This is a genomic window from Pseudoalteromonas sp. GB43 (assembly GCF_054923805.1).
In genome coordinates this window covers 1,872,390-1,890,822 of sequence record NZ_JBPCHJ010000001.1, presented here as the reverse complement: position 1 = coordinate 1,890,822, position 18,433 = coordinate 1,872,390, and the positions used below count along the sequence as shown (strand labels likewise).

The window sequence follows — 18,433 nt, the reverse complement described above, 5'->3', positions numbered from 1 at the left end:
GAATCAGGTGGGCTTTAGTTGCCTAAAGCTCACCATTCATAACTAAATTACCAAGTTTGCGTCGACTTGAACTTCTCTAGAAGTTCTTTAAGTTGAGCTTCAATCTCAGCGTTGTAGTTACCAGTTTCATTGATTTGAGCCATTAGCTCTGCGTATGTGCTGTTTGCATAAGAAATTAGGCCAGCTTCGAAATCCATGATTTTCGCGATTTCGATGTCTTTTAGGTAGCCTTTTTCAGCAGCAAATAGCGACAGAGACATTTCAGCAACAGACATTGGTGCGTACTGTTTCTGCTTCATTAGCTCTGTTACGCGCTCACCATGCTCTAATTGAGCACGTGTTGCATCGTCAAGGTCAGACGCGAACTGCGAGAACGCAGCTAATTCACGGTACTGAGCTAACGCTAGACGGATACCACCACCTAGTTTCTTAACGATTTTAGTTTGCGCTGCACCACCAACACGAGATACCGAGATACCAGCGTTAACAGCTGGACGGATACCTGAGTTGAATAAGTCAGTTTCTAAGAAGATCTGACCATCGGTGATAGAGATAACGTTTGTCGGTACGAACGCAGAAACGTCGCCGCCTTGAGTTTCAATGATTGGCAATGCCGTCAATGAACCTGTTTTACCTTTCACTTCACCATTAGTGAACTTCTCAACGTAATCAGCGTTTACACGTGATGCACGCTCTAGAAGACGTGAGTGAAGGTAGAATACGTCACCTGGGTATGCTTCACGGCCTGGTGGACGCTTAAGTAGTAATGAGATTTGACGGTAAGCAACAGCTTGCTTAGATAAATCATCATATACGATTAGCGCGTCTTCACCACGGTCACGGAAGTATTCACCCATAGTACAACCAGAGAATGGTGCTAGGTACTGAAGTGCCGCAGATTCAGAAGCAGATGCAACAACAACAATCGTGTTTTCTAATGCACCGTGCTCTTCTAATTTACGTACTACGTTAGCGATAGTAGATGCTTTTTGACCAACTGCAACGTACACACACTTAACGCCTGTACCTTTTTGGTTGATGATAGCATCGATTGCTAATGCAGTTTTACCAGTTTGGCGGTCACCGATCACAAGCTCACGTTGACCACGACCTACTGGGATCATCGCATCGATAGATTTATAACCAGTTTGTACTGGCTCATCTACTGATTGACGTTCGATAACGCCTGGTGCGATTTTCTCAACAGGTTCAAAACCGTCGTTATCTAAAGCGCCTTTACCGTCGATAGGTGCACCTAGTGTGTTAACAACACGACCAAGTAGACCACGACCAACAGGAACCTCTAGGATACGACCAGTTGATTTAACTTTTACGCCTTCTTTAAGGTCAGCGTAAGGACCCATTACTACAGCACCTACTGAGTCACGCTCAAGGTTTAGTGCGATAGCATAACGGTTGCCAGGAAGCTCGATCATCTCACCTTGCATACAGTCAGCAAGACCGTGGATGCGGATGATACCGTCAGTAACAGATACGATAGTACCTTCGTTACGAGCTTCACTTACAACTTCGAACTGCTCAATACGTTGTTTGATCAGATCTGAAATTTCAGTGGAATTAAGTTGCATGCTCTTTTTCCCAATTACGATTGTAGTGATGTAGCTAAGCGGGCTAATTTGCCACGTACTGAGCCGTCGATTACAGTGTCACCCGCCTTAATGATAAGACCGCCAACAACTGTAGTATCTTCACTACAATTCAGCTTAACTTTGCGTGCGAAACGTTTTTCAAGTGCCGCTACCAATGTTGCTTGCTGCTCAGCAGCAAGCGGTGTTGCAGAAATCACGTCAACGTCGATTTCTTTGTCGTAGTCCGCTTTAAATTCAGCGAATAACTCAGCAACAGCAGGCAGTGCAACTAAACGTCCATTTTCAGCCATCACCTTGATTAGGTTCTGACCTTGTTCGTTGAGCTGCTCTGCACAGATCTTGATAAACAGATCTGCTTGTTCAGTAGCAGTAGGCAATCCAGCTAGCGCGGCAGCGGCTTGCTCGTTGCTGGCAACATGGCCAGCAAAGAACAGCATGTCGTTCCAACTTTCAACAGTGCCTTTTTCAACGGCAAGTTCAAAAGCCGCTTTAGCGTATGGGCGAGCGATAGTAGCCAATTCAGACATGCTCATACCCTCCTAATTACAGCTCAGCGACAAGTTTTTCAACGATGTCACTGTGTGCGGCTTGATTGATTTCGCGCTCTAGAATCTTCTCAGCACCAACCACTGCCAGCGTCGCTACTTGTTTACGTAGTTCTTCTGTTACACGGTTACGCTCTGCTTCGATTTCAGAGTGCCCTTGAGCAATAATTTTTTCACGCTCTTGTTGACCACGAACAGTTTCTTCGTCAACGATTAGCGTGGCACGCTTTTTAGCTTGTTCAATGATATCAGCCGCTTGAGCTTTTGCCTCTTTAAGCTGCTCAGCAGCTTTCTTTTGCGCAAGTTCTAAGTCTTTTTCGGCTCTATCAGAGGCAGCTAAACCATCTTCGATTTTCTTCTGGCGAGCTTCAATTGCACCATTTAGTGGTGGCCATACGTATTTCATACAGAAAAGTACGAAAACCGTAAATGCAATTAATTCACCGATAAGAGTGGCTGTTAAGTTCACGACCGCTCCTCCTTAAAATAGTAAGCTGTTCAAAAAATAATATTAAAGTACGAACAACAATACCATTGCGATACCAACACCGATCATAGCTACGGCATCGATTAGACCAGCAAGGATGAACATCTTAACTTGTAATGAAGGTGCAAGTTCAGGTTGACGAGCACAAGCTTCTAGGAATTTACCACCCATGTTACCGAAGCCGATAGCAGTACCGATTGCACCGAAGCCGATAAGTAGAGCAACAGCGATGTACTTAAGACCAATCATTAGTTCCATTTTTTTCTCCAAAGTTTCAATTGTAAATTAAAGTTAAAATTTAAAAGTGTAAAAAATTAGTGATTATCTGAGCTTGCCATGCTTAGGTAAACGATTGTAAGCATCATGAATACGAATGCTTGCAGTACGATTACTAAGATGTGGAATACAGCCCAAATAAAGTGCAACGGTAGTTGCATTAAACCAACTGCGCCGATCAAGATGAAAATCAACTCACCAGCATATAAGTTACCGAATAAACGCAGTGCTAACGAGAACGGCTTAGCAACTAAAGCGATTGTTTCTAGTAATAAGTTACATGGGATTAAGAACACCATCGCTAGCTTGTTATTAGAGCTAAACGGGTGAAGCGTTAATTCAGCTAAGAATCCGCCAATCCCTTTGATTTTGATTGCGTAACCGATCATCAGAATGAATACACCAATAGCAAGTGCAGCAGTCATGTTGATGTCTGTGGTAGGTACAATCTTCATGTAAACGTCGTGAGAATCCATACCAAATGCTTGCTCGCCAACGAAGCCAGCGAATGCAGGTAGGAAATCAACCGGAATCAAGTCCATTAAGTTCATTAAGAACACCCAAACGAAAATCGTTAGAGCTAATGGAGCGATTAATGCGCTTTTACCGTGGTATGTGTCACGTACGTTGTCGCCAACGAACTCAACGATCATTTCAATGAAACACTGAAATTTACCAGGTACACCGGTATTTGCTTTCTTAGCGGCACTACGGAAGATCCATAAAAATACAAGACCTAGACCGATTGACCATGCGAGGGTATCTATATTCCATGTCCAGAAACCACTGTCTGCACACGCTTTGTTGAAGGCAAGACCAGCGTCGGTCGAGCACATCTTAGCGTTAGTTAAGTGGTGCTGAATATGGCTTGATAGAGTTACTTCTTCTGCAGCCATGTTATATCCCAAAAGTTAATGATTAAAAAAAACGGGCGCAAACAATCCGCTAAATAACACCAATACATAAACACAGAAAAACGGTAATAAAACGACCGTGTAAGACTTCAGTATCAGTGCAAACAAAACGATTGTTAGCATAAATTTTAATCCGTTGCCGCGCTTTAGCGAGGCATACACTTGATTTACTCGACTTGCACCCATATAACGGAATGCATAGACAGCAAATACAAAATTAGGGAGTAGTGCAACAGCTCCGCCAGCAAGCGCTGACTGGCCGGCATTGACTCCCCAACCTATAAAAACAATTACTGCAGCGATTAATGCTACGATACCCTGAAGACAAATTAATTTAAATGCGGCAAGCCTATACGGCCTTGCTAACCTATTAGTCACGTTTTGTTAACCTTTAGAACGTTAAATTGTCAGGGTATGAAAACTGGCGAAATTATACTGATTCCTACCAGTTTTGCAACTTGAGTCGACCCTTTGTAGTGCAAAAACACCACAAATGTCTCTTTTTGGACATGTTATTAATTAATGACGGGAATAGTCTTAATTTATACGGCTTAAAATGCCATCCAACTCATCAAGAGTTGTATAAGAGATAACCAGTTTGCCTTTGCCTTTTTTATTGTAGTTTATTTCTACTTTGGCGCCTAAATTTTCAGCAAGTTTTTGTTCTAACTGTTTGACATCCGGATTTTTTCTTGCACTTCTTTTTTCGGAGCAGGTTCTAAAATAGAGCGAACTAATTTCTCAGTTTCACGAACAGTCAACGCTTTAGCAACGGCTAATCTAGCAGCATCTGACTGCGCTTCGCCTTCAAGTGCCAATAAACAACGTGCATGACCCATTTCGATGTCGCCATGTTCTAACAAGATTTTAACATCTTCGTTAAGGTTATTTAGACGTAGTAAATTAGTCACAGTCGTACGCGATTTACCAACTGCTTCGGCGACTTGTTGATGAGTGAGTTCAAATTCGTTAAGTAAACGATTCAATGCAATCGCTTCTTCCATCGCGTTTAGGTCTTCACGTTGGATATTTTCAATCAATGCGATCGCAACGGCTGCTTCATCTGGTACATCTTTGATGATACATGGAACAGCATCTAATTTTGCAAGTTGAGCAGCACGCCAACGACGTTCACCAGCAATAATTTCATATTTGTCTGCACCAATTTGGCGCACAACAATTGGCTGAATGATGCCTTGAGCACGAATTGAGCTGGCTAACTCTTCTAGCGCTTCTTCAGACATGTCTTTACGCGGTTGATATTTACCCGATTGTAAAAACTCAATCGCTAATTTTTGCAGCTCACCTTTGCTTTGCTCTGCAACTACTTCAGAGACTTGCTCTGGTGTTGCTGTCGCTTGTTGCTGATTATTTGCACTTGGGGCAGGTTTTGATGAACTTAATAAAGCGTCGAGTCCTCGGCCTAAACCGCGTTTTTTAGCAGACATGTTATTTTTTTACCTCGAAGTTAGGCTACTGCTGAAGATGTTTTCTCTTTTCTACGTAACATTTCGCCGGCTAGGGCTAAGTAAGCTTTAGCACCACTTGATGCACGGTCATAATACATGGCAGGGGCACCAAAACTCGGCGCTTCTGCTAAACGGACATTACGTGGGATAACGGTACGATATACTTTATCGCCAAAATGTTGTTTGAGTTGTTCTGATACATCATTTGCAAGGCGATTGCGCGGATCATACATGGTGCGCAAAATCCCTTCAATTGTTAACGCTGGATTTACTAGCTTAGATAGCTGAGTAATGGTATCCATTAATGCCGTTAAACCTTCAAGGGCATAATACTCACATTGCATCGGAACTAAAATCGAATCTGCGGCAGCCATTGCATTAACAGTAAGCATGTTAAGTGAAGGCGGGCAGTCGATAAAAATGAAATCGTATTGGTCTTGAATTTGTTCAAGCGCATTACGTAAACGCACTTCACGAGCAAACAATTCCATTAGTTTAACTTCAGCGGCAGTCACATCGCCATTAGCAGCAATTAAGTGATACTCACCTGAGGTTTCTTTATTGATCACTTCATCGATTGGTGTTTCTTCAATCAATAAATCGTAAATAGTCGCAACATCACCGTATTTATCGACACCACTACCCATGGTAGCGTTTCCTTGCGGATCAAGATCGATTAATAACACTTTACGCTTCGTCGCGGCCATCGATGCCGCGAGGTTCACAGCGGTGGTCGTTTTACCAACACCACCTTTTTGGTTTGCTAATGCGATGACTTTTGCCACAGTGCTCTGATCCCTAGTCTTTAGATAGAATGATTAGATGTCTTTGCGCATCTAACTCAGGTACTTCCAAGCTGATTTTTTCATCAAACTTAATACCTTTAGGTAATGAGTCTAGTTCTTCGCTCGGAAATACGCCTTTTAAGGCGATAAATTTACCTGAATGATCAATCAAGTGCGCACACCAGTCAACCATATCTTGTAAAGAGGCGAATGCACGACTTAATACACCATCTAATTTAACACTTGGTTGATATTCTTCAACTCTAGACTGCACTGGGGTTACATTTTCAAGGCCAAGTGCATGTTTTACCTGCATCAAAAAGCGCACGCGTTTACCTAAACTATCTAACAATATAAATTGTGTATCAGGTAAAGCGATGGCTAATACGATACCCGGTAAACCAGGACCCGTACCTACATCAATGTAATGTTTGCCTTTAAGGTGTGGTGCAACAACTAAGCTATCCATAATATGTTTAACCATCATTTCTTCAGGTAAACGAACAGAGGTTAAGTTATACGCTTTGTTCCACTTGTCTAATAATTCAACATATTGCACAAGTTGTTGTTGCTGTTTTTCTGTTAGCGCAATATCAGTTTGCGCTAACAGCGAAGTTAATTGTTGTTGTAACACTGTATTCCTCACCAACTACGCAGTCTTGCGCAGTAAGCCTTGCTTTTTCAGATAGACTAATAATAGCGAAATAGCAGCAGGGGTGATACCTGAAATACGTGACGCTTGGCCAATTGTATCTGGACGACTATCAGTAAGCTTTGCGATAACCTCATTTGATAAACCACAAACAGTTGAATAATCAAAGTCTTTTGGTAATACAGTTTGTTCATGACGTAGCTGCTTATTGATCTCATCTTGCTGACGAGCAATATAGCCTGCGTACTTAGTATGGATCTCAACTTGCTCAAGTGCAGCTTGGTTATCAAACTCAGAACCTAAACCATCGATTGCCATTAAGTCGTTATAACGAATTTCAGGGCGGCGGATCAGATCTTCAAGGCTCGCTTCACGAGTCAGTGGTGTTTTTAATAACGCATTTACTTGATCAACAGCAACGTGATCTTTGTGGATCCATGTTTCTTTTAAACGTTGCGTTTCTTTTTCGATGATTTCCATTTTTTCGTTAAATGCAGCCCAACGAGCATCGTCAACTAAGCCAAGTTCACGGCCTTTTTCAGTTAAACGAATGTCGGCATTATCTTCACGAAGTAATAAACGGTATTCAGCACGGCTAGTAAACATACGGTACGGTTCTTTAGTACCTAATGTTGCTAGGTCGTCAATGAGTACACCTGTGTATGCTTCATCACGACGAGGTGTCCAAGACTCTTTGCCTTGTACTTGTAATGCGGCGTTCATACCCGCAATTAAACCTTGTGCGCCTGCTTCTTCGTAACCGGTTGTACCATTGATTTGGCCTGCGAAGAATAAACCATTAATAAACTTAGTTTCTAATGATTGCTTTAAGTCGCGCGGATCAAAGAAGTCATACTCAATCGCATAACCAGGACGACAAATGTGTGCATTTTCAAAACCAGTGATTGATTGCACAATTTCAAGCTGTACATCAAACGGTAAGCTCGTTGAAATACCATTTGGATATAATTCGTATGATGTTAAACCTTCTGGCTCAACAAAGATTTGATGTTTGTCTTTATCAGCAAAACGTACGATCTTATCTTCGATTGAAGGGCAGTAACGTGGACCAATACCTTCAATTACACCTGAATACATAGGTGAGCGATGTAAGTTATTGCGGATCACATCATGTGTTTTTTCATTTGTATAAGTGATGTAACACGGGATCTGCTGTGGGTGATCCGATTGTTTACCCATAAATGAGAATACAGGCGTTGGGGTATCACCTGGCTGTTCTTGCATCTTGCTAAAATCAACAGTACGCGCATCAATACGAGGAGGCGTGCCTGTTTTTAAGCGATCAACACGGAAAGGTAATTCACGTAAACGCTCAGCAAGTGCAATAGAAGGTGGATCACCGGCACGACCGCCTTTGAAGTTCTCTAAACCAATATGGATCTGACCACCTAAGAAAGTACCTACGGTAAGAACCACAGAAGGCGCGCTAAAACGAAGACCCATTTGCGTTACAACACCGATTACTCGATCACCTTCAACGATTAGATCGTCACATGATTGTTGGAAGATCTTTAAGTTTTCTTGATGTTGTAAAGTATGTTGAATAGCTGCTTTATACAAAGCACGGTCAGCTTGTGCACGTGTAGCACGTACTGCAGGACCTTTAGATGAGTTTAAAGTACGAAATTGAATACCGCCTTTATCAATAGCCTGAGCCATTGCACCACCAAGAGCATCGATCTCTTTAACTAAATGGCCTTTACCAATACCGCCAATTGCCGGATTACAAGACATTTGACCAAGGGTATCCATATTATGAGTTAGCAATAGGGTATTCATGCCCATGCGAGCAGATGCTAATGCAGCTTCAGTACCTGCATGTCCACCACCTACAACAATAACATCAAAACGTTCGTGAAAAATCATTTATGGGATCCTACTTAATCGACCAGCAAAACTTTGTAAAGGGAGCGTATTCTACCTAGAAATTTAGAGAAGATAAATGATTAAACAGTGCTCAAGATTTAAGTGGGTGATCTCTAATAATATAAAGGATTCTTTTAAAGAGATCTTTTATTACTCTTACTACTAGTAACGGCTAGATCTGTTGATAATGTTCGCTTTACTATTTAAAACATGATCTTAACGCAGGTCCAAAGGTGTTAATATGATCGGATCTTCCCGCGTAAAAGCTTTGATCAAAAGGGCTATTTATACACAGGTCAATATCGATTGGATCTTATCCAAGGGATAAACTAGGTTAAAATCGCAGTTAGATCAGTGTTTATCCACAATCTGATCTAAATTATCAGTAAATTGTGAGTAACTTTTATAACAACGATCAATACCGATCGGCTTAATTGAGCCCTGCTGATTCGATCCAGCTTGGTAACCAGGCTAATGCCGTGTCTTCTGGCAATGCTTCATCAAGAATATTGAGCTCTAAGCGTTCTGCCACGCGGTTTGCGCCTTTATTAGCTAATAACTCATCTAGATTACGGCCTGCATAGTTATAGGTGTCGTAACTAGTGTCACCTAATCCGATCACACTGTAGTTTAATCCTTTAAGATCAGCCTGTTGGTTAATAGACTCAACAAATGGCACTAGGTTCTCTGGGTAGTCTCCAGCGCCGTATGTAGAAGTACATAACAACCAAATAGTATCTTGCTGATCAATATCATCAAATACAGGCTGTTCATGAAGCTGCACTTGGATCCCTTGTTGTTCAAGGGCTTCTGCTAGTTGCTCTGCCACGTATTCTGCAGATCCCATTTGGCTGCCAACGATGATATTTACTGATTGCATGTGATTGATCATGTATAGAAATAAGTGGCCACATGATAACTAAGTTAGGGTGTGAGTAAAGCGTTGAATTACGATCTGAATAAGTTTTTCTGCTTAAAATGACAGCTTTAATTCAATGCTTTTTATAATCTACTGTTTTTAATGGTTTTTTATTTTTATTCATAAATCAAACCCTTTGATCAAGCTGTTGATAAATTTGGGGAAAGTTCTGATCAAGCTAAATATTGGAAACTGTATAACTTTGCTAAGTTGTTGATCTTTAATTGTGTGTAAGCGCTTAAATTTTCAGATCTGATAAAAATAGTGAGTATGATCGTTTTGTGGATAGATCGCTTGTTGATAACGATCGGTTTGCAATTTGCGATCAATAAAATAGATCGAAAAAAACTTAAATAAGCGCTAATAAAGGCTGTTTTTAAGAAAATTAGTTATCAAAAAGGGCTGTTGTATGAAAATAAATTCAAATTTTCGCGTTTTTTTATGATCAAATCAGCCTTTAGATCTAAAAAAGCCCCAAATGTGGATAACATTTTTAGCTAAATTCGATCTTAAAAGCTGTTTTGATCTGATTTTTTAGCTCGCTAAGTTAGTTTTCGATCTGAGTTAAACTGGTTTTTATCGTATTACCGACTAGATCATAGAGCGAATTACCCAATGAAAACCGTTTTGCACCACCAGCGAAAGCGGCTTTTGCTGAGTTAAAATTGCTCATTGCCATCACATTTAATGGCATATCTATTGTGTTAGCTAAGTCGGTTATGTGCTCTATGTTCGTTAAGCCGGGCACAAACAGACCGTCAGCACCTGCATCTTGATACGCTTTTGCTCGCTTTAATGTTGCTTGAAAAGGGGAGTCACTAACAAAGTAGGTATCGGTTCTGGCGTTTATAAATAAACCACCGAAGCCATTTTCGTTAAGTACTTTCTTTATTTCACTAATAATAGTGCATTGCTGCTCGGTAGATCTCAGTGCGTTAGTGTCTTTATCTGAGTCCTCTATGTTGATGCCTACAACTCCTAATCTTGCTAACGCTAAAACGTTTTCGCTAATTTGCAGCGGATCGTTACTGTAGCCTGACTCTATATCCACAGAGAGTGGAATATGAAGGTGTTCGGTTAAGCTTTTAGCCAGTGCTAATTGAGTTTTAAAAGAGATGTTTTCACCATCAGCTAACCCTAAACTGGCAGCAATTCCCCAGCTGGTTGTTGCTACGGCTTTAGCTCCCGCAACTTGGATGAATTGTGCTGAACTAAGATCCCATGCATTAGCGAGTACAAAGCCCCCATGCTGGTGGTGTAATTGGTGAAAAAGTTGATATTTGTCCATGATGTCCTCCATTTAATGACATCGCTAGACTAATTGATATGAGGTTAATTACTGGCTGGTTTCGTCCTGAACCGATAATTGATTACTGGACTAAAAACAAAAAAAGAGTCTTGCGACTCTTTTTTATAATATTGATGACCGGAATTTATTTACCGATACAGAACGAACTAAAGATTTTCCCTAGTAGGTCATCAGAGGTAAATTCACCCGTTATCTCATTTAAGAACTGTTGAGTTAGGCGTAACTCTTCAGCCAAGATCTCACCAGCAATATGCATCTCTAATTGCTCTTTGCCTGTGTTTAAATGATAGGCAGCATGATCAAGTGCATCTAAGTGACGACGGCGTGCCATAAATCCACCTTCTGTGGCGCCTTGGAAACCTATACATGCCTTCAAGTGAGTACGAACTAACTCTATACCCTCTGCATTTTTAGCACTCAAACGGATCACCGGATATTGATTATGTTCATCCATACCGACATTTTCACCGGAAATATCGGCTTTATTTCGGATCACAGTAACACCCATACCCTCTGGTAACTTGGCCATAAACTCTGGCCAAATATCATGAGGGTCAGTGGCTGATGTATCAGTGCCGTCTAACATAAATAGTACGCGATCGGCTTGGTTAATTTCATCCCATGCGCGTTCAATACCAATTTGCTCTACTTTATCTGGGCTTTCACGCAGGCCAGCGGTATCAATAATATGTAGTGGCATACCATCAATGTGGATATGTTCGCGTAATACGTCACGTGTTGTACCCGCTATTTCGGTAACGATGGCTGCATCACGGCCAGCTAACGCATTAAGTAGGCTTGATTTACCAGCGTTAGGGCGACCAGCAATAACAACACGCATACCTTCACGCATGATGCTACCTTGTTTAGCTTGCTGAGTTACATTCTCTAATTGATCAATGATGGCATTGAGATCTGTTGATACTTTACCGTCTGATAAAAAGTCGATTTCTTCATCAGGAAAATCAATTGCAGCTTCAACATACATACGTAGGTGAATGACTTTCTCCACCAGCGTTTCAATATGTTTAGAGAATTCACCTTGCAGTGATTGGAGGGCGCTTTTTGCTGCCTGTTCACTGGTTGCATTAATTAAATCGGCAATTGCCTCTGCTTGAGTTAAATCAAGCTTATCATTCATAAATGCGCGCTCAGAGAACTCACCTGGCTTTGCTAAACGTACACCGTCAATTTGGCTAATTTCTTTTAATAGCATATCTAATACGACAGGACCGCCGTGACCTTGTAGTTCTAGTACGTCTTCGCCGGTAAATGAATTTGGCCCTTGGAAGTAAATAGCAATACCTTGGTCAAGCTGTTCACCGCTCAAGCTTTTAAATGGCACATAGTCTGCGTAACGTGTTTTAGGACAACGGCCAATAATCTGTTCTGCCACTGTTTTAGCTAAGCTACCAGAGACGCGAATAATACCAACCCCACCACGTCCTGGTGCGGTCGCTTGTGCTGCAATTGTGTCTTGATTAATCATGCGATGAAATAATGCCAATAAAAGAATGAATGCTGGCTCTATTGTAACCTATGGCTTAATTTCATGCGAATAGCTGTTTGAGTAATGAGGTAGCAAAAGTCTGATGTAAGTAATACTTTATTTAGCTTTAATTAATAATAAACACTCATTGAAAATGATAACTATATTCATTAACATGTTGCGCATTCTAAATCTTATCGTTTTTTATTATGCGTCATTCTGCTGTTTTTATTGCACTTGCTGCTGGTTTTTCGGGCGTTGCCCATGCTCAAACTGAAGTGACTACTTCGGATCAAAGTGATTCAAAAGAACTCGAAAAAATAGAAGTTGTTGGCCGTGCGTTTTCTTTATATCGCCCAACCGAGTCAAGTTTTGCTACTCGTACCAATACACCTTTAGAGAAAATTCCTCAGTCAATTCAAATTTTGCCGCAGGAGCTGATTAGTGATCAGGCTGCTCGCCAAATTACCGACCTTTATAGCAATATAGCTGGTGTTAATGCCTTTAGTTATTCAGGCGTGACATTCCGTGGTTTCCGCCAAGATGAGATTTTATATGATGGCGTAAAGGGCGATCCTTTCAATGGCTTTGCTGTGCCGCAATTATTTAATATTGAACAAGTTGCGGTTTTAAAAGGACCTGCTGGCGCTATATACGGTAGTGGTAATCCGGGTGGTATTATTAACTATGTAACTAAGAAGCCTAAATTCACCAGTGAACACAGTATTGAAGTTGAAGTAGGTAATGATGACTTCTTCAGTGGTGCATTAGAAAGCACAGGAACATTGAGTGAATCACTTGATAATCATGCTTACCGTGTTGGTCTTTACCGTGATACTGAAAAGCCATTCCGTGCTAATACTAGCAGCGATAATACCATTGTTGATCTTGGTTATACGTGGCTTATAAACAGTGCAACCGAATTGACCACTCAGTATACCTATATAGAGCAAGAGTTGGGTGGGGCACGTTTACGTGGTGTACCTGCTGATGATAATGGCAATTTTCTAACTGATATTAGCTGGAATCATAACGAGGCGACAGACTTTCAAAATGTTGAAGCCCATGTCTATCAGGCTACTTTAAAACATGAATTTAATGATGTTTGGCGCACAGATGTCACAGCACGTTATTTTGATAACAAAGAAGTGCAAAACTACCATGAACCAAGAGGCCTCGTAGATACAGATGACGACGGTATTGTTGATTGGAGCCATCGTGAGTTTCGTGATCAAGTTCGTGAGAACGAAGGCTTTAGCTTAACAGCTAATGCGATTGCGGAGTTTGCATTTGCTAATATGCAGCATCAAGTGCTGTTTGGTAGTGATTGGTATGAACATGATTTTGAAAGCGTCTACCGTACAGCTACGCAACAAAGTAAAGGTGTCCAGTACCAGGACTTGATCTTAACAACCCTGAGTATGGTTTAACCTCTGCTGATGATTATGATCTTGATAGTATTACCCCACGGCTTGGCAAAACGAATAGCACCCGCTTTGGTGCTTACTTACAAGATCAACTAGATATCACCGCTAATTGGAGTGTGACAGCTGGCTTAAGGTATGATCGTTTTGAAGACAAAGATCTGTTAAATCAAACCGAGTTTTCTGATAGCGACTTAACCTACCGTATTGGTACCAGCTATAACATTAACGATATGTTCTTCCCTTATGCGCTGCATGGCACAGGCTTTGTGCCGCAAAGTGCGAGTAATCAAGAAACAGCAAAGGGCGGTCCGTTCTCGCCGGAGACTAGCCGTATTAACGAGTTAGGCTTAAGAACCAAACTATTAGCAGACACGCTTGCTGTTAATATGGCTGTGTACGATATTGTCCGCGAAAACATCCTACAACCTAGCTTATTAGGTGATGTTGCAGGTGACGGCGTTGATGATTTAGTTGCCGTTGGTGAAGTACAAAGTAAGGGTTTTGAACTTGAGGTAGTTGGCGATATTACTGATAGCTGGGTAGTGACTGCAAGCTATGCTTATAATGATACCCGTATTACTGAAGCAAACGACAGTATTATCAATCAAATTCCTGATAGTGATAAATTTGCTAACGCGCCGCAAAATACTCTAGGTATATGGACACGCTATGAGCTACCTAGCTTATCGTCATCTATTTCTGCTGGCTTAGATTATGTTGATGAACAGCTTAGTTTAGGCGGTCAACGTGTTAAACCTTACACTGTTTACAACATGGCGTGGCAAACAACCGTTGATAACTGGCAATGGCAGCTATCAGTTAAGAACCTATTTGATAAAGAATACGCAAGCAGTGGCTTTATCGAACGAACAGGGCACTTTCCTGGTGAACCACGTCGCGTTTATTTAAGTGCTAAATACAGTTTTTAATGGTGGCGTGTGAACGCTAAAAGTTGGTTTAACTTACATTCTTGGGCAGGACTCTTTGTTGGAGTCCTGCTTTTTGTTACCTGCGTATCGGGAACACTCGCTACGTTAAGTCATGAACTCGAGTACTTAACAGACGCTAAGTACCGTGCTTTAACTTCTTCTGCCTCTACTAACTACCTAGCTCTCGAAAACACCCTTAATAAGCATTATCCGCAAGCTCAGTTACTTTATATCCAACGTCATAAGCAAGATTACCTTGCCACTGAAGCGGCTCTTAAAGTCGGTGATTCATTTCGCTTTGTATATTTAGATGCTGCAACTGGTCGCTTACTCGGTGAAGGAGAGTGGGCGCGGATATCGCGGTTTTTACGTAACTGGCATATGAACTTATCGATGGGCTGGACGGGTAAATTAATCGTCACCAGTTTGAGTATTTTACTCGTTATTTTATTGGTTTCGAGTTTTTATGTGTATCGGCGCTGGTGGCAAGGCTTTATGAAAAAGCCTGCTGCGCTAAGCCTAGATAAACGTAGTAGTTGGTCTGATTGGCATAAGCTGTTAGGGCTTTGGAGTTTATGGTTTATTGCTGTGATGGCCATCACAGGGGTTTGGTATCTGGTAGAACATGGGCTGCAAACTGCGAAGGTACCTCACTATGTCTCTAGTCCACAAGCTGTGAGTGAGTTTAAAAAACAAAGCCCTCGTAAAGGTCTATCGCCAATTAGTTTAGCTACAGCTTATACAGCCGCTCAACAGGCGTTTCCTAGCCTTGATATTCGCTATATTCGTTATCCTAATAAAGCGGATCAGCCTATAGAAGTGCGTGGTTATAACGATGATATTTTATTGCGCCTGCGTGCTAACCGGGTTTATTTAAAACCAAGTTCCGGTGAAGTTCTAGGCATACAAAAAGGGGAAGAACTAAACCTGCTTCCACGAATTAAAGACACCGCTGATCCGCTGCACTTTGGTAACTTTGCAGGCATTGGTACTAAGCTTATTTGGGGGCTATTTGGTGCATTGATGAGCTTTGTAAGCGCTGCTGGCATCTATATGAGTTGGCTTAGGGTTAAGCGTAAAACAACGACTGGAAAGTGGCTTGGTTTATCTGGGGTGGTTGCAATCGGTTTGGTAGTTGCTTCGTTACTAACAACGAGTTTGAGCTTTACTGAACGCAGTGTGCCTAATCAAGTTTATTCTCCTATTCTCGGTTAGCTATTTTCAGGCATTAAAAAAGGCGCAGTTAGCGCCTTTTTTATTGGGTTAAGAGTTTAGCCTCTTACCTTAATACCTTTTTTCTCCATACCGCGGTAGATGATTAGCATCTGAGCGATTGAGATAAGGTTCGATACTAACCAGTAAAGTACTAGGCCAGATGGGAACCATAAGAAGAAAATAGAGAATACTACTGGCATAAAGGTCATCATTTTTTGCTGCATAGGGTCAGTAACCGTCATAGGTTGCAGCTTTTGAGTGATGAACATACTTAAACCAAATAGAACAGGTAATACGTAGTATGGGTCCATTGCTGATAAGTCATTTAACCATAAAACGAATTCAGCATGACGTAGCTCAGTTGATTCTAAGAATACGTAGAATAATGCTAAGAATATTGGCATTTGTAGTAACAGCGGGAAACAGCCACCCATAGGGTTCACTTTTTCTTTGCGGTACATTTCCATCATAGCTTGACCGAATTTTTGACGGTCATCACCATACTTCTCTTTTAGTGCAGCCATTTTAGGTTGTAAGGCACGCATCTTCGCCATTGACGTGTATTGTGCTTTAGTAAGCGGGTACATTGCCGTTTTAACGATAACCGTGATTGCAATGATAGCTAGACCCCAGTTACCTAGGATGCTGTGTAACCACTTAAGTAGTACGAATAATGGTTGTGAAATAAACCATAACCAACCGTAGTCTACAGTTAGGTCTAAGTCTGGGTGAATTGCTTCTAGTACGTCAGACTCTTTGGATCATGTAATAAGTTGAGCTAAGTGTTGCTTGCGTACCAGCTTGTACGTTAACTGCTTCACCTTTAGTACCAATAATTGCCGCATTACCAGCAACTAATTTGCTGTAAAGGGTATTTTGTTGGTCTTGCTTTGGTACCCACGCACTTACAAAGTAATGTTGAATAAATGCAATGTAGCCGCCAGCTGTAGTGATGTTAAGGTTTTTATCAGCCATGTCTGAGAAGCTGTACTTTTCGTATGGCTCTTCTTCAGTACCAAATGCTGCACCTAAGTAGTTTTGATCTACTAAGCTACCTTTTTCTTGTACTGTGCGTTTTACTTGCGTGTATAACTGAACTTGAATTGGATCAGCTGTTACGTTGTTTACTGTGTACTCTAAATCTACAGCGTAGTCGCCTTTTTTGAAGATATAAGTTTTAGTAAAGGTCACACCTTTACTGTCAGTAAACTCAAGTGGTACACGTAGCTCATCACCCGTTAAAGTGAATGCTTTTTGTGTGGTTTTATAAACAGGGCGACCAGCAACAGTTGCGTCAGGACCATTTAAACCAATTAAGCCACTTTGCGAGAAGTATTGCTTACCATCGAACTCACCTAATAGCATGTAAGGTGTGTTACTGCCTTTTTCTTCTTCGTACTGAAGTAAGTCTGTTTCAATGATGTCACCACCACGGGTGTCAATTTTAACAGTGAATACATCAGTTGTTACATCGATAACTGAGCGCTTTGCTGTCGTTACAGCTGGAACTTCACCGTCAGATGATGCTGGAATAAAGTCATCAGATTCTGGTGTTGTTGCGCCTAGTGTTTGTGTTGTGGCACTTGGATCAGCCTTTGGTGCGTTGTAGTCGTTATTCCATTCTTGAAATAATAAAAACGACACAAGCATCAAGCCGATTAATAAAAACGTGCGTTGCGATTCCATAACAGCTCTTATTTCTCGTGTTGGTGGTTAATATGATTTTTTGCCGGTACGGGATCATCCCCACCAGCATGTAAAGGGTGGCATTTTAATATGCGTTTAACAGCTAACCAACTGCCTTTTACACTTCCATGCAAATTAATTGCTTGAATAGCGTAACTAGAGCAAGTTGGATTAAAACGACAATGCGGATCTAATAGTGGACTTATCCATTTTTGATAGCCGCGTATTAGCATGACTAAACAGCGCTTTGGAATAGCAACAAGTGGTTTAAGTAACCTCATGATGTGTCTGCCCCTGCGTTAATTTAGTCAATGGATACCATGAATTTAAATTCCCATCGTAGAATTTTAAATGCATGATTAAAAGGTGAGCTAAAGATACCTTAATTAAGCCTGTAATTCTATTGCTATCAGGCTTGTTTATTAGATTTAGCTGATTTATTCGGGCGTTTTTTAAATGGTGGTGGTTTAGGTGCACCAGGCTTGCAGCGTTCGTTAATTTTTCGCCACAATTTATTTAGTTGCTTTGTCAGCTCTTCGTTTGACTGTTCATCAATACCACTTTTAACCATAAGCACAATATCAATGTTATCGAGTTTATGTTGATTTAAACGGAAACTTTCGCGAGCAAGTCGTTTAATTCGATTACGTTGACAGGCTTTTTTAACGCGTTTTTTTGCGACCGTAAGACCTAATCGAGGATTAGTTTGGTCATTGCGTTTAGCTAATAGGGTAAAGAAAGGAGTCGCAGCGCGTGCTGGTTCATTAAAGATTCGAGAGTAATGCGAGGGAGTTAACAGACGTAACTCCCTGCTGAAGCTAAAGTCTTCCACTT

The 18,433-nt window shown here is 41.2% G+C and carries 17 protein-coding genes and 2 pseudogenes; 3 read left to right on the top strand and 16 right to left on the bottom strand.

The genetic code is table 11. The annotated features are described in order from the left end of the window. Window positions 1–47: 47 nt before the first annotated feature. From atpA to mnmE, 13 genes and pseudogenes are all read right to left on the bottom strand, one after another. Window positions 48–1,589, bottom strand: coding sequence for a F0F1 ATP synthase subunit alpha (gene atpA / locus ACRWSG_RS09145; RefSeq protein WP_054554809.1), 1,542 nt, complete (start codon window positions 1,587–1,589; stop codon window positions 48–50). Window positions 1,590–1,603: 14 nt separating this feature from the next. Continuing rightward, window positions 1,604–2,137 carry a F0F1 ATP synthase subunit delta gene (gene atpH, locus ACRWSG_RS09140; protein ID WP_054554808.1) on the bottom strand — a complete coding sequence of 178 codons (534 nt, stop codon included), beginning with the start codon at window positions 2,135–2,137 and terminating at the stop codon, window positions 1,604–1,606. Between the two features lie 16 nt (window positions 2,138–2,153). Continuing rightward, complete coding sequence (atpF, locus tag ACRWSG_RS09135; protein ID WP_054554807.1) at window positions 2,154–2,624, bottom strand: F0F1 ATP synthase subunit B; 471 nt, start codon at window positions 2,622–2,624, stop codon at window positions 2,154–2,156. 42 nt (window positions 2,625–2,666) lie between these two features. Then, window positions 2,667–2,900, bottom strand: a complete 234-nt coding sequence (gene atpE / locus ACRWSG_RS09130; protein WP_010561330.1) for a F0F1 ATP synthase subunit C — start codon at window positions 2,898–2,900, stop codon at window positions 2,667–2,669. 56 nt (window positions 2,901–2,956) lie between these two features. Next, a complete protein-coding gene (gene atpB / locus ACRWSG_RS09125; protein ID WP_054554806.1) occupies window positions 2,957–3,814 on the bottom strand; it encodes a F0F1 ATP synthase subunit A in 858 nt (285 codons plus the stop codon). 15 nt (window positions 3,815–3,829) lie between these two features. Further along, a complete protein-coding gene (locus tag ACRWSG_RS09120) occupies window positions 3,830–4,210 on the bottom strand; it encodes an ATP synthase subunit I (RefSeq protein ID WP_054554805.1) in 381 nt (126 codons plus the stop codon). A gap of 159 nt (window positions 4,211–4,369) precedes the next feature. Continuing rightward, a pseudogene (locus tag ACRWSG_RS09115) lies at window positions 4,370–5,280 on the bottom strand (ParB/RepB/Spo0J family partition protein). Between the two features lie 20 nt (window positions 5,281–5,300). After that, window positions 5,301–6,086 (bottom strand): ParA family protein, encoded by a 786-nt coding sequence (locus ACRWSG_RS09110; protein WP_054554803.1) that lies wholly within the window; start codon window positions 6,084–6,086, stop codon window positions 5,301–5,303. Window positions 6,087–6,099: 13 nt separating this feature from the next. Further along, a complete protein-coding gene (gene rsmG / locus ACRWSG_RS09105) occupies window positions 6,100–6,720 on the bottom strand; it encodes a 16S rRNA (guanine(527)-N(7))-methyltransferase RsmG (protein WP_235374031.1) in 621 nt (206 codons plus the stop codon). A gap of 15 nt (window positions 6,721–6,735) precedes the next feature. Continuing rightward, window positions 6,736–8,625: a tRNA uridine-5-carboxymethylaminomethyl(34) synthesis enzyme MnmG gene (gene mnmG / locus ACRWSG_RS09100; RefSeq protein WP_462166104.1), complete on the bottom strand. Its 1,890-nt coding sequence runs from the start codon at window positions 8,623–8,625 to the stop codon at window positions 6,736–6,738. A 430-nt stretch (window positions 8,626–9,055) separates the two neighbouring features. After that, window positions 9,056–9,505 carry an FMN-binding protein MioC gene (mioC, locus tag ACRWSG_RS09095; protein WP_235374030.1) on the bottom strand — a complete coding sequence of 150 codons (450 nt, stop codon included), beginning with the start codon at window positions 9,503–9,505 and terminating at the stop codon, window positions 9,056–9,058. Between the two features lie 586 nt (window positions 9,506–10,091). Then, a complete protein-coding gene (locus ACRWSG_RS09090; RefSeq protein ID WP_462166102.1) occupies window positions 10,092–10,832 on the bottom strand; it encodes an isocitrate lyase/PEP mutase family protein in 741 nt (246 codons plus the stop codon). A 145-nt stretch (window positions 10,833–10,977) separates the two neighbouring features. Continuing rightward, a complete protein-coding gene (gene mnmE / locus ACRWSG_RS09085; protein WP_194442917.1) occupies window positions 10,978–12,342 on the bottom strand; it encodes a tRNA uridine-5-carboxymethylaminomethyl(34) synthesis GTPase MnmE in 1,365 nt (454 codons plus the stop codon). A 209-nt stretch (window positions 12,343–12,551) separates the two neighbouring features. Between mnmE and ACRWSG_RS09080 the strand changes: the two genes are divergently transcribed. Genes ACRWSG_RS09080 through ACRWSG_RS09070 form a run of 3 tightly spaced genes read left to right on the top strand, consistent with a single transcriptional unit; the run spans window position 12,552 to window position 15,913 of the window. Next, window positions 12,552–13,772, top strand: coding sequence for a TonB-dependent siderophore receptor (locus tag ACRWSG_RS09080; protein ID WP_462166101.1), 1,221 nt, complete (start codon window positions 12,552–12,554; stop codon window positions 13,770–13,772). Between the two features lie 29 nt (window positions 13,773–13,801). After that, a complete protein-coding gene (locus ACRWSG_RS09075) occupies window positions 13,802–14,698 on the top strand; it encodes a TonB-dependent siderophore receptor (protein ID WP_462166919.1) in 897 nt (298 codons plus the stop codon). Window positions 14,699–14,707: 9 nt separating this feature from the next. Further along, the gene (locus tag ACRWSG_RS09070; protein ID WP_194442919.1) at window positions 14,708–15,913 is read left to right on the top strand and encodes a PepSY-associated TM helix domain-containing protein; all 1,206 of its coding nucleotides are present in this window, start codon (window positions 14,708–14,710) and stop codon (window positions 15,911–15,913) included. Between the two features lie 56 nt (window positions 15,914–15,969). Here the strand turns inward: ACRWSG_RS09070 and yidC are convergent. The 3 genes and pseudogenes from yidC to rnpA all read right to left on the bottom strand — a co-directional run bounded on the left by yidC (window position 15,970) and on the right by rnpA (window position 18,431). Next, window positions 15,970–17,599 (bottom strand): annotated as a pseudogene (gene yidC, locus ACRWSG_RS09065) (membrane protein insertase YidC). Between the two features lie 8 nt (window positions 17,600–17,607). After that, window positions 17,608–17,880: a membrane protein insertion efficiency factor YidD gene (yidD, locus tag ACRWSG_RS09060; RefSeq protein WP_462166099.1), complete on the bottom strand. Its 273-nt coding sequence runs from the start codon at window positions 17,878–17,880 to the stop codon at window positions 17,608–17,610. A 128-nt stretch (window positions 17,881–18,008) separates the two neighbouring features. Beyond that, complete coding sequence (gene rnpA / locus ACRWSG_RS09055) at window positions 18,009–18,431, bottom strand: ribonuclease P protein component (protein WP_058583673.1); 423 nt, start codon at window positions 18,429–18,431, stop codon at window positions 18,009–18,011. Between the last annotated feature and the right edge of the window lie 2 nt (window positions 18,432–18,433).